At 71.3% G+C, this 12,034-nt stretch carries 8 protein-coding genes and 1 pseudogene; 6 read left to right on the forward strand and 3 right to left on the reverse strand.

All coding sequences use genetic code 11. The annotated features are described in order from the left end of the window. The 5 genes from GJ634_RS11100 to GJ634_RS11120 form a co-directional block, all read left to right on the forward strand. On the forward strand, window positions 1-1,873 hold a 1,873-nt coding region (locus GJ634_RS11100; protein WP_157502849.1), incomplete at its 5' end, for a methyl-accepting chemotaxis protein. Next, complete coding sequence (locus GJ634_RS11105; protein ID WP_331714124.1) at window positions 1,870-2,580, forward strand: bacteriorhodopsin; 711 nt, start codon at window positions 1,870-1,872, stop codon at window positions 2,578-2,580. The genes GJ634_RS11100 and GJ634_RS11105, both read left to right, overlap by 4 nt. A 174-nt stretch (window positions 2,581-2,754) precedes the next feature. Beyond that, complete coding sequence (locus tag GJ634_RS11110) at window positions 2,755-4,143, forward strand: FAD-dependent oxidoreductase (RefSeq protein WP_157502850.1); 1,389 nt, start codon at window positions 2,755-2,757, stop codon at window positions 4,141-4,143. Between the two features lie 109 nt (window positions 4,144-4,252). Beyond that, window positions 4,253-5,080 (forward strand): formate/nitrite transporter family protein, encoded by an 828-nt coding sequence (locus GJ634_RS11115; protein ID WP_157502851.1) that lies wholly within the window; start codon window positions 4,253-4,255, stop codon window positions 5,078-5,080. Window positions 5,081-5,256: 176 nt separating this feature from the next. Next, window positions 5,257-5,484: a hypothetical protein gene (locus tag GJ634_RS11120; RefSeq protein WP_197425497.1), complete on the forward strand. Its 228-nt coding sequence runs from the start codon at window positions 5,257-5,259 to the stop codon at window positions 5,482-5,484. Between the two features lie 277 nt (window positions 5,485-5,761). Here the strand turns inward: GJ634_RS11120 and GJ634_RS11125 are convergent, their stop codons facing one another. After that, window positions 5,762-6,442, reverse strand: coding sequence for a DUF4382 domain-containing protein (locus GJ634_RS11125; protein WP_157502852.1), 681 nt, complete (start codon window positions 6,440-6,442; stop codon window positions 5,762-5,764). Between the two features lie 119 nt (window positions 6,443-6,561). Further along, window positions 6,562-8,621: pseudogene (locus tag GJ634_RS11130) on the reverse strand (hypothetical protein). A gap of 226 nt (window positions 8,622-8,847) precedes the next feature. On the opposite strand from GJ634_RS11130, the gene GJ634_RS11135 reads away from it, so the two are divergent. After that, complete coding sequence (locus tag GJ634_RS11135) at window positions 8,848-9,999, forward strand: cobalamin-independent methionine synthase II family protein (RefSeq protein WP_157502853.1); 1,152 nt, start codon at window positions 8,848-8,850, stop codon at window positions 9,997-9,999. On the opposite strand, the gene GJ634_RS11140 is transcribed toward GJ634_RS11135, so the two are convergent. Next, the gene (locus GJ634_RS11140) at window positions 10,000-11,838 is read right to left on the reverse strand and encodes a hypothetical protein (protein WP_157502854.1); all 1,839 of its coding nucleotides are present in this window, start codon (window positions 11,836-11,838) and stop codon (window positions 10,000-10,002) included. It lies immediately after the preceding gene. Window positions 11,839-12,034: the final 196 nt, after the last annotated feature.

The following is a 12,034-nucleotide window of genomic DNA, read 5'->3' on the forward strand; positions in this document are numbered from 1 at the left end:
CGTCGAGCGCGGCGCGGCGTACGCGACCGACCCGCCCGAGTTCGACGGCGCGGACGACGCCGCGGTGACCGCGCCGTTCGAGGTGCCGGGCGCGGACTCGCCGGCCGTCGCCGTGCTCTCGCCCGTCGAGGGCGCCGACCAGAAACACCTCGTGTACGTCGTCAGCGTCGAGGCGCTCACCGGCGGCTTCAGCGACGTCGTCGAGGGCAGCGAGACCGTCGTCGTGAACAGCGAGGGGACGACCGTCGCGCACACGGACGCCTCGCAGGTGCTCGCCAGCCACGACGGCAGCGCCGCGGTGCTCGACCGGTCGCTGTCGCAGTCGACGTTCACGACCCACGGGGGGACCGTGATGGCGGCCGCGCCCGTCGCCGGCGCGGACTGGACCGTGATGGTCCACGCGCCCGCGAGTCAGGCGTTCGCGCTCGGTGACTACGTGGCGTCCAGCGTCGTCGGACTCATCCTCCTGACGGTGGTGAGTCTCGCGCTCGTCGGCGTCACGCTCGGGTCGACGACGGTCGTCTCGCTGCGCCAGCTCTCGGCGCGCGCCGACGAGATGGCCGACGGCGACCTCGACACCACCATCGAGACCAACCGGAACGACGAATTCGGCACGCTCGCGGCCTCCTTCAGGCGGATGCGGGACTCGCTGTCACAGTCGCTGTCGGAGGCGGAGGCGGCGAAGGCCGACGCGGAGGCCGCCCGCGAGGAGGCCGAAGCCCAGCGCGAGGAGGCCGAGCGGGCGCGCCAGTCCGCACAGGAGACCGCCCGCGAACTGGAGGCCGCCGCCGCGGACTACGACGACGCGATGACCGCGGTCGCGGACGGCGACCTCACGCGGCGCGTCGACGCGGACCGGGGCCACGACGCGATGGCCCGCGTCGGCCGCTCACTGAACGCGATGCTCGACGACATCGAGGACAGCGTCGCCGCGGCGTCGTCGTTCGCCGACCACGTCTCGACGGCGGCCGCGCGCGTCGACGACGGCGCGACCGACGCGATGGACGCCAGCGCGGACGTCTCGAGCGCCGTCGACGAGATCTCGGACGGCGCCACCGAGCAGACCGAGCGCCTCCACGAGGTCGCCGGTGAGGTCGACGACCTCTCCGCGAGCGCCGAGGAGGTCGCCGAGACCGTCGCGTCGCTGGCCGACACCGCGGGACAGGCCGCGGACGCCGTCGAGGACGGCCAGGACGCCGCCGACGACGCGGTCGAGACGATGGACGAGGTCGCCGCGGAGGCCGAAGACGCCGCGGCCGCGATGGACGCCCTCGACGCCGAGATGGACGACCTCGGGGAGGTCGTCGACGTCATCGCGGACATCGCCGAGCAGACGAACCTGCTCGCGCTGAACGCGTCCATCGAGGCCGCCCGCACGGGCGCCGAGGGCGACGGGTTCGCGGTCGTCGCGGACGAAGTGAAGGGCCTCGCGGAGGAGTCCCACGCCGCCGCCCAGGACGTCGAGGACCGGCTGCTCGACCTGCAGGCGCAGGTCAGCGACGTCGCCGACGAGATGCGGGAGACCAGCCAGCACGTCGCCGACGGCCGCGCGACCGTCGACGAGACCGCGGCCGCCCTCGACGACGTCGTGGAGTTCGTCGCGCAGACGGACTCGGCGGCCGGCGAGATCCGGGAGGCGACCGACCGGCAGGCCGAGGCCGCCTCGCGGGTCGCCTCCGCGGTCGACGAGGTGGCGAGCATCAGCGAGGAGACCGCCGCGCAGTCGACGGACGTCGCGGACGCCGCCGACGAGCAGACCGAGACGCTCTCCGAGGTGGGGGACGCCGCTGCGGAGCTGGCCGAGCGCGCGGTCACCCTCGAGGACCTGCTCTCGGACTTCGAGGCCCGCGGCGACGGGGGTGACCCGCAGTGACGCCGGAGACGTGGTTCTGGGTCGGCGCCGTCGGGATGGCGCTGGGCACGCTGCTGCCCGTGCGGGACGCGGTTCGGAACCCCCGCCGCTGGCGCTTCGACGCCGTGCTCGCCGGCGTCACGGGCGTCGCCGCGGTCGCGTACGTCCTGATGGCGCTCGGCGTCGGCGCGCTCCCGATGGACGGCTTCACCGTCCAGCTCGCGCGGTACGCCGACTGGCTGGTGACGACGCCGCTGCTCGTGCTCTACCTCGCGATGCTCTCGCGGCCGCCCCGGCGGACGTACGTCGGGCTGGTGGTCGCGGACGTGGTGGTCATCGCGGCCGGCGTCGGCGCCGCGCTCTCGCCGGCGCCCGAGAAGTGGGCGTTCTACGCGGTCGGCTGCGTCGCGTACGCCGCGCTCGTGTGGGGACTCATGCGGACGCTGCCCGCGGCGCTGGGCGACGACGCCGACCCGCGCGTGGACGCGACGTTCACGACGCTGCGGAACCTCACGGTCGTCCTCTGGACGCTGTACCCGGTCGTCTGGCTGCTCGCCCCGACCGGTCTCGGCGTCCTCCAGCCGGAGATGGAGGCCATCGTCGTGGTCTACCTCGACTTCATCAGCAAGGTCGGGTTCGTCGCGTTCGCGGTGCTGGGCGCGGACGCCGTCGACCGCGTCCTCGGCGCGGCCGACCGCGCCGCCGCCACCCCGGCGGACGACGACTGACGAAACCACACTTCGTCACGTGGCGTCCTTCCAGCGAAAAATACCCACTCGGGCGCTCTTTCCGTCGCATTCTACGACTGCGCGAGCCGCGCTTCGTCCGCAGAAAGGGAGAGTTAAGTAGCAGAATCGCCACGCTCGAAACTGAACGGACTACCGCGCGGGAGACACACAAGCATGAGAGAGGAATACGACTTACTCATCGTCGGCGGGGGTATCAGCGGAGCTTCGCTGCTGTACACGGCCGCGAAGTTCACGGACATCGAGAACATCGCGCTGGTGGAGAAAGAAGAGGAGATCGCGAGCGTCAACTCCCACCGCACGAACAACTCCCAGACCCTGCACTTCGGGGACATCGAGACGAACTACACCCTCGAGAAGGCCGAGGACGTCAAGGAGGGCGCGGAGCTGCTCGCCGGCTACCTCGAGGACGCGGACCCCGACCGCGAGATGCACAGCAAGCGCTCGAAGATGGTCCTCGGGGTCGGCGAGGAGGAAGTCGAGAAGCTCGAATCCCGGTACCACGAGGAGGGGTTCGGCGACCTCTACCCGAAGCTCCGCGCCATCGGCCGCGAGGAGATCGAAGAGCTCGAACCGAAGGTCGTCGAGGGCCGCGACGACGACAAGGAGATGCTCGCGCTCCAGACCCCCGACGGCTACGTCGTCGACTACGGGATGACCGCCCAGTCGTTCGTCGACGAGGCCCAGGAGGTCGACGGCGTCGACGTCTACACCGGCACCGAGGTCGAGGAGCTCAACGACACCGGCGACGAGTTCCTCGTGGAGACCGACGCCGGCTGGTTCGAGTCCGACGTCGCCGTCGTCGCCGCGGGCTCGCACAGCCTCCAGATCGCCAAGGAGATGGGCTACGGCGAGAACATGAGCCTGCTCCCGGTCGCGGGCAGCTTCTTCCTCGCGGAGGACTTCCTCAACGGGAAGGTGTACACCCTCCAGATGAAGAAGCTCCCGTTCGCGGCCGTCCACGGCGACGCCGACGTCCACGACCAGTCGATCACGCGCTTCGGGCCGACCGCGAAGCTCGTGCCGACGCTCGAACGCGGCGAGCTCGACACCGTCGGCGACTTCTTCGACGTGTTCGGGCTGAACGTCGACTCCTTCCTGAGCTACGCGAACATCCTCGCCGACCGCATCCTCTTCCCGTACGTCGTCCGCAACCTCGTCTACGACGTCCCCGAGATCGGGAAGCGCACGTTCCTCCCCGAGGTCCAGAAGGTCGTGCCGAGCGCGACCCTCGACGACATCGAGCGCGCGAAGGGGTACGGCGGCGTCCGCCCCCAGATCGTCGACACCGAGGAGAAGTCCCTCGACATGGGCGAAGCCAAGATCACGGGCGACGGCGTCATCTTCAACATCACGCCGTCGCCGGGCGCCTCGACGTGCCTGAAGAACGCGATGCGCGACACCGAACAGGTCATCGAGTTCTTCGACGACGACCACGAGTTCGACGAGGCGGCGTTCCGCGACGCCACCATCGAGAACTTCCCGCGCGTCGACGACGGCGTCGAACAGGACGACGCCACCGCGAGCGCCGCCGCCGACGACTGACGCCACCGCCGGGCGGCGCACGCTCGTCGCGTCCGCGGCCGGCCGTCTCCTCTACCTGCGACTGTCGCTCACCGTAACGCCCTCGTCGCTGACCGCCGACGTGTCGCGTATGAGACCAGACTCCGAGGACCCCTCCGGCGGGTCGCTCTCCTACGTCAACATCCTCGAACGCGAGATGGAGGACGCCCTCTCCGAACTCGCGCGGCCGAGCCGGGGGCTGTTCCTCTCTGGGTTCTCGGCCGGCCTGAACCTCAGTTTCGGCGCGCTCTTCATGGGGATGGTGCTGACGCTCTCGCCGTCGTTCCCCTCGCCGCTCGTCGAACACCTCGTGCTCGCCGTCGCGTCGTCGGTCGCGTTCCTCTTCGTGGTGCTCGGGCAGACGGAGCTGTTCACCGCCCACACCACCATGGCCGTGCTGCCCGTGTTCGACGGCCGGACCGGCCTCGACGAACTCGGCCGCCTCTGGGGGGTCACCTACCTCGGGAACCTCCTCGGCTGTGCCGCGTTCGCCGCGTTGATCGCGGTGCTCGGCCCGGAGATGGGCATCGTGGAGGCCGCGGCCTTCGACAGCCTCGCCGCGTCGCTGCTCGGCCACCCGCCGTGGGCGATTCTGCTCTCCGGCGTCGTCGCCGGCTGGCTGATGGGGTTGACGACGTGGCTCGTCGCCGCCAGCCGGGACACCGCCGGCCGCATCCTCGTCGTCCTCCTCGTCACCACCGCCATCGGGTTCGCGCCGTTCCACCACGTCGTCCTCGGCACGACCGAGGTCCTCGGTGCGCTGTTCCTCGACACCGGCGTCACCGTCGCGGACTTCGCGTCCTTCCTCGTCCCGACCACGCTCGGGAACGTCGTCGGCGGGACGGTGTTCGTCGCGGGCCTCAACTACGGCCACATCGCGCTCGTCGGCGACGACGCGGACGTCGACGTCGACGAGTAGCGACCCGGCTCGGCGTCGCCGACGACTGCCCGACCGCTCGGCACCCCGTGGTCGTACAGGAACATTTATTACATTCCTCGCCGCAGTAGCGGACACGTCATGTCGGTCGTACCTGTACGCGAGTAACTCCTTCCCGGCCGTACAGCCCACAGACCGACTCTCCACGCGCGAAAGACGTGAGCACACACACCAGACGCACGACGGACCCGACCCCGAGCACCGAGACGGAACCCACAGCGACGGCTACCGAGCCGACTCCGGTTGCCGACGACGCCGCGGCCGAATCCCACGATACCCCCGCCTCGTGGGTCGCCCGGTGTCAGTCCCAGTTCGACGCGGGCGGCCGCGACCGCCTCAACAACCTCGCGGACGACGAGAACCACGCGATGCCGGACGGCGTCTGAGCGCGCCGCTCGGAATGCTCTTGGCCGTGGCGCCACTACGCCGACGTGGCCGATGACGACGCCACCGGGCCGACCCGGGGTGGCTCCCGCGGGACGACGAGCCCTATGAGTGCCGAGGCCGACCGCGTTCTCCTCGCCGTAGCCGCGCCACTCGTAGACGAGGCTCCGTCCTCTCGGCCGACTACCGGCGCGGCGGCGTCGGCCGCCCGTCAGTGCCACATTCTCGGCGAACTCCTCCAGCGTCTCCGCACCGCTGCCCCCGTTGAAGCCGGACTCGTTACTCGCTGGTCGTGACGTCCTCGTACGTGACCTCGGTGCCCGACGCCACCGGCTGGAGGAGGTACTTGCCCGTCTGCCCGCGCTTGACCGGCGTGAAGTCCGCGACGAAGTTCGTCCGCTGTCCCTCTCGGATTTCGAACGGTTCTTTGAACTGCAGGGGCGCGTTCCCGGGCGTGTCGACGTCGGCGTCGCCGCCGTCGCTGAGCGTCGCGTCGACCCCGGAGACGTCCAACTGGAGGAACTCGTAGCTCCCGGTCTCGACCTCGCGGTCGTCGACGAGCGCGCTGTCCCCGTCCTGCAGCTGCACGAGGTCGGCGGTCTGGGGTTCGTCGAACTCGTGGTACTCGCGGGCGTCGCTCTCCTCGACGTCCTCGGGGTCCTGTTCTTCGACCGTCTCCGTGCCGCCGTCGGACTCGGTCCCCGCGTCGTCGGCCTCGGTGGTGGTCTCGCCGTCGCCCTCGCCGGCCTTCAGCCAGATGCCCTCGATGGTGACGACGCACGTCTCGAAGTCCGAGATGTCCCCGGGCGCGTCCTTCACCGTCGTCGCCAGCGTCCCCGTGGTCGACCCGTCGCCGCCGGTACAGCCCGCGAGGCCAGCGAGGCCGGTCGCGCCGACCGCGCCGGCCGCCTTCAGGTAGTCGCGCCGCGACGCCGTCGTGTCGCCGTTGCGTTCTCGCATACGCGACCCGAGGCCGGTCAGCCGGGTAAACCGGTCACATCGAGGGGGCCGGATTTGGCCGAGTTGGACCGAGTAGGGGCTAATACGTCCGGCTGCGTGCCAAGTTCGCCCGCCGACGGTCAGAGCTTGTCCGCGGCCCGCGCCTGTCCGGTGCGGCGGCGCGCCTGCGCGAGGCGGTTGTCCGTCGCACGCGCGACGTCGTCGGGCATCGCGTCCCGCGCCTCGGCGAGCCGAGTCGCGACCCTCTCCAGTCGCCTCGCGACGGCGTCCAGCGCCTGTTCGGCGTTCCCGCGGTCGCCCGCTTCCGCGCGGTCGGCGGCCCGCTGTGCGGCCGCCGCGACGTTCTCGAGGGCGTTCGACAGCCCCTCGACGGCGTTCTGCCGGCCGCCGTCATGTTCGGTGTCGTCGTCGGCGTCGCCGGCGGCCGCGACCTGCGCGCTGGTCTCGCTGGCGACGTCCGCGAGGTACGACGCCAGCGGCGCCTTCCCAGTCCGCGGGTTCTCGACGCGGACGCGCTCGCCGTCGCCGGGATTGACGCGGAACGCGCCGACCTCGTCGTCGCTGTCCCGGACCTCTGTCGTGTACGCGCCGCCCTCGTGGACGTAGACGGCGTCCGGGCCGGACAGCGGCGCGTCGTACAGTCGGCCGGCGAAGTCGTCCTCGACGGCGAGAGCCGTGAGGTCGCTGTCCGCGTCGGTCGGGTCGACTTCGAGCTTCACGGAGTTTTCGCGCGCGACGACGGGGATCTCGCCCTCGACGCCCGCGGTCACCGTCTCGCCCTCGCCGGTGACCCGGACGGTCTCGCTGTGCGGTTCCACGCCGGCGCCGTTGACGGTGAGCGTGTGCTCGCCCTCGGGGACGTCGCGGACGGCGGCGACGCCGTTGAACGTCGGCACGGCGACGGGGTCGCTCTGGAACAGCGCGAACAACTCGAGGGGCGACGACTCCGTCAGCAGCCCCTCGCCGTCGGGCGCGTCGTCGTCGCTGACGGCGGTGGTCACACCGGCGACCACCTGATTGACCGGCGACGGCTCGCCGATGGCCTCGTAGCGGTCCGCCAGCGCCTGCCGGTGTTTCGGCTCGCTGATGTCGGCGGCGGGGTTGTCGTAGCGCTCGCTCGTCCACGGGACGCCGGTCGTCGTGATGTGGCCGGCGACCGCGTCCTCCGCGAACTGCGGGACGGCGAACTCGAAGCTCAACTGCGGGCCGGTGAACTCCGCGATGTGTTCGAGGTCGGCGCTCGGCCGGAGGGCGTACGCGACGTCCGTGTCGTCGGTCTCCTCGTAGTCGAACCGGACGCCGGTCTCGCGCTGCGGGAGCTGCGGCGGCGACTGCAGCGCGTCGAACGACCGCACCGTCAGGTCGTCCGCCACGAGGTCCCCGGCGGTTACGGACGGCAGGTCGTCGTGCTCGTAGATGGGTGCGCCGTCGAGCTCCGGGACGACGTACGGGAGTGCTAGCCCCTCGTCGCGCGGCAGCCCGTACGCCATCGGGATGGCTGCGATCGCCTCGACGCCGTCGAGGACGCTGTTGGTCACGTCGGCGAGGTCCCCGTCCAGCGAGAACCGCTGGAAGCGCTGTTCGTCGTCGTTCACGGAGAGGCCGCTGGAGTGCGACCCCAGTTCCGAGAGGATCCGGGGCTGGCGGTCCGGGTCGGGGTCGAGGAACTCGTTGTTCGGCACCTTCCGCGAGTGCGAGCTCGCGACGTACAACTGGGGCCGGTCGGTGTCGGTGTCGACGAACACCTGCAGCAGTTCCCAGTCGTGCCAGTGGAAGTTCGTGGTGAACTGGTCGAACGCCGAGTAGAACCAGAACTGCACGACCGCGAGCGGCGACGACTCGTACTCCACGACGTGGTAGAACGCCGCGGGCTCCGGGGCGTCGTCGTCGTGGCCGGCGTAGCGTCGAACGCGTTGAATCCGTCGACGACCGCCTCGCCGTCCCGCTCGCTCTCGAACTGTCGGGGGTCGGTCGGGAACCACTGCTCGTGCTCGTCGAAGTACAGCGTCGGCGCGAACGCCTCCGCGAGCGCGGCCGCGCGGTCGTCGTCGACGGTGGCCGTGTCGCCGTCGCCACCGGCGTCGAACAGCGAGCAGCCGGCGACGGAGGACGCGGCTGCGCTGGCGGCGCCCGCGAGTACCGCCCGCCGCGAGACGTCCGCGGGCGCGTCGTCGGTCATCGCCGCGCCTCGGCCGGCGTGTGGCCGTGCTTCCGGGACGCGCGCCTCGCACGCTCGCGGTGTGTGCCCTGCATACTGCTTGGTTAACACGGCCGTCTGGTCCATACCACTTGTGGTGGTCACGGGAACGCCGCGGTCACGCCACGGAGATTACTATAGGAAATATTTTAAGTTGAAATAGTACCGTAAGTCATATCGTGGTCGTTCCCCTCTGCAGTGACAACTGATGACCGCCAACCGCGACCGCATCTCCACGACGCACATCGGCAGCCTCCCGCGAGACCCCGACCTCCTCGAGCTCCTGAAGCGCCGGCAGGACGGCGAGCCCGTCGACGAAGACCGGTGGCGCGAGACCGTCCGCGACGCGACCGAGGCCGTCGTCCGCAAGCAGGCCGACGTCGGCCTCGACGTCGTGAACAACGGCGAGCAGCCCCGCGTCTCCTTCAACTGGTACGTCGCTAACCGCCTCACGGGCATCGGCGGCGAGCGCGACGCCCCGACGTGGGACGACCTCGCGGACTTCCCCGAGTACGCCAGCGACGCCTTCGACACCGAGACCATCGACCTCACCAAGCAGCCGTCGGTCACCGGCCCCGTCGAGTACGACGGCGCGGCCGCCCTCGACGAGGAGATCGAGACGTTCGCGGCCGCGCTCGACGCCGCCGACGCGGACTTCGAGGGGACGTTCCTGACGGCCGCCTCCCCGGGCGTCGCCGCCGCCACGCTCGTCAACGAGTACTACGACTCCCACGAGGCGTTCCTCCACGCCGTCGGCGACGCTCTCCGCGAGGAGTACGAGGCCATCGCCGACACCGGCGCCGTCCTCCACCTCGACGCGCCCGACCTGCTGACGACCGGCCACCGCGGCTTCGGCGACCGCTCCGTCGAGAAGCTCAAGCCCATCGTCCGGATGCACGTCGAAGCGCTCAACGACGCCACCCGGAACGTCCCCGACGACCAGATCCGCGTCCACACGTGCTGGGGGAGCTACGAGGGCCCCCACCACCGCGACACGCCGCTCGAAGCCGTCCTCCCCGAGCTCTACGAACTCGACGTCGGCGGCCTCTCCATCGAGGAAGCCAACCCCCGCCACCAGCACGAGTACCGCGTCTTCGCCGAACACCCGCTGCCCGACGGCTGGGACCTCATCCCGGGCGTCGTCGACGTGAAGACGAACGTCGTCGACCACCCCGAAACTATCGCGGACCGCATCGAGCGCGTCGCCACGGCCGTCGACGACCCGGCGCGCGTCGTCGCCGCCCCCGACTGCGGGTTCGACACGCAGGCCGGCCTCGCGATGGTCCACCCCGACATCGCGTGGAAGAAACTCGAGGCGCTCGTCGACGGCGCCGCCATCGCCTCCGACCGCCTGTTCTGACTACTCCTCGCCCGCGCTCTCGCCGGTCAGCCCGCGCCGGATGCTCTCCACGAGCGCCTCGAGGTCCTCGGGGTCCGCGTCCACGTCCACTTCCAGCGAGACCGCGTGCTCGTCGCCGGACTCGGCCTCTCCGCCGGTCTCCGCGGTCGCCTCCGCGACGCCGCCGAGTTCCTCCACCAGCGCTTCGACGTCCGACGCGTCCGCCGTCTCCACCAGCGCCTCGATTGCCTCCTCGGGCACTGCCGCGCCCTCGGGTTCTGCCGTCTCTGCGGCTTCTTCGCCGGACTCGTCGCTGGCTTCGCCCTCCTCGCTGGCTGCCTCACTTCCCGCTTCACCCGCTTCGCTTTCGCCGTCCTCGTCGGCTCCGGCCGGCTCCGCAGCCTCGCCGTCTGCTGACTCCTCGCTCTCGGCCGGCTCCTCGTCGCCGGCTTCCGCTTCTGACTCGCCCGCTTCACCGCCGACCGAAATCGTGACGCCGGGGTCGGCGCCGACTTCGACGGTCACCGTCTCGCCGTCCTCGGAGACCTCCACGTCGGGCTCCGGTTCGCCGCCGTCGGGCTGGAGGTCCGCGTCGGCGTCGCCGCCCACGTCGACGTCTTCGACGTCCACGTCTCCGTCGACGGAGATCTCCACGTCGTCGTCGCCGACCGCGATGTGGAGGTTCGTGCCGTCGTCCAACGCCAGCTCGACCTCCGGCGGGAGCGGCGCTTCCGCGCCCGCTCCGGGCGCAGGCGCTTCCTCCTCGCCGTCGCCGCTCTCCTCGGGTTCGACGCCGCGGCTCGCCTCGCGCGCGACGTCCTCCACGGACTCGACCGCGGACTCTGCCGGCGCCGCCGGCTCCTCCGCGACTTCTTCGACGGCCGACTCCGCGGCCTCCACGTCCGCCGGGACGGACTCGCGGGCCGCCGGTTCGGCTGTCGCTTCGCCGTCCGCGACCGCTTCGACCGCGGACTCCGCGGCTTCGCCTCCCGTTTCCGCGACTTCTTCGACGGCTGACTCGGCCTCTTCGAGCGCCGCCTCGTCGGCGCCGCCCGCGGTCGTCTCGCTGGTCGCCGCTTCCGCGGCCGACTCGATGCGCTCGCGCGCTCGCTCGGCGGCGGATTCCACGTCGGCGGCGGCGTCCTCGATTGCCGCGGCCGCGTCCTCGACGGACTCGCCGGCTTCGTCCGCGCGCTCGGCCGCCTCGCGGGCGTCCGCCGCCGCGGCCGCCGCGGCTTCTCTCGCGGCTTCCGCGCGTTCCGCGGTCGCGTCGACCGTCTCCGCGGCGGACTCGGCCTCCGTGGCGACGCGGCCGACCGCCGCGCCGGCTTCACTGGACTCCCCGCCGCTCGCGGGCCGTTCGTCCTCGGGGAGGCGGTAGCGGCCCTCGTCGTCGCGGTCCAGCAGGTCCGCCCACTCGTAGAGGTCCAGCAGCGTGGTGATGCCGCTGCGCACGCGGCTCGCCTCCGGGTCGTGGCCCGTGACGGCGGCCACGAGCGGCACGAGTTCGTCCGCCGTGCTGGGGTTCCCGCGGACGACGCCGCGGACGTCCTCCGTGACCGGCCAGTCCGCGAGCAGCTCGCGGGCGCGGCCGCTCGCGCGCTCCTCGTCGTCGACCGCGAGCGCGCCGGCCAGCGCCTGCCCGCGCTCGGTCAGCCGGTGCTTCTGGCCGTCCTCGGCGAGCACGCCGACGTCCTCGAGGAACCGCGTCTGCCGGCCGACCGCGTCGCTGATGCCGGTCGCGTCCTCGACGGCCGTCGTGTATCTGGGTTCGGCCGCCGCGCCCACGGCGTCCCAGCCGGCGATGACCTCCCGGAGGGTGTCGAGGCTCACGCCCTTCGGTACGTGGTGTGTCGCCATCACCGGACGTGGAACGCGAGTCACAAAAAGTCGACTGGCCGTCAGAGCCGCCACGCTGCCGTTCGAGCGCGTCCCTCTCCCCCGTGGCCGCCGCGACGGACGGGCAGTGTTCAGATAAGGATCGAAAGGTGAGGCGGTGTGTTTTCAGGTGTCCATGCCAGAAAACGACCGCCTCAGCGGTTGTTTAGACCAGATC

This window comes from Halobacterium sp. CBA1126, assembly GCF_009741975.1.
Classification (GTDB): Archaea; Halobacteriota; Halobacteria; order Halobacteriales; family Halobacteriaceae; genus Halobacterium.

What these genes read in the sequence shown, in the direction of transcription:
- GJ634_RS11125 (WP_157502852.1), bottom strand. Translation starts at nt 6,442, where the DNA reads ATGCGAGAACGCAACGGCGACACGACGGCGTCGCGGCGCGACTACCTG.
- GJ634_RS11140 (WP_157502854.1), bottom strand. Translation starts at nt 11,838, where the DNA reads ATGGCGACACACCACGTACCGAAGGGCGTGAGCCTCGACACCCTCCGG.
- GJ634_RS11135 (WP_157502853.1), top strand. Translation starts at nt 8,848, where the DNA reads ATGACCGCCAACCGCGACCGCATCTCCACGACGCACATCGGCAGCCTC.
- GJ634_RS11110 (WP_157502850.1), top strand. Translation starts at nt 2,755, where the DNA reads ATGAGAGAGGAATACGACTTACTCATCGTCGGCGGGGGTATCAGCGGA.
- GJ634_RS11115 (WP_157502851.1), top strand. Translation starts at nt 4,253, where the DNA reads ATGAGACCAGACTCCGAGGACCCCTCCGGCGGGTCGCTCTCCTACGTC.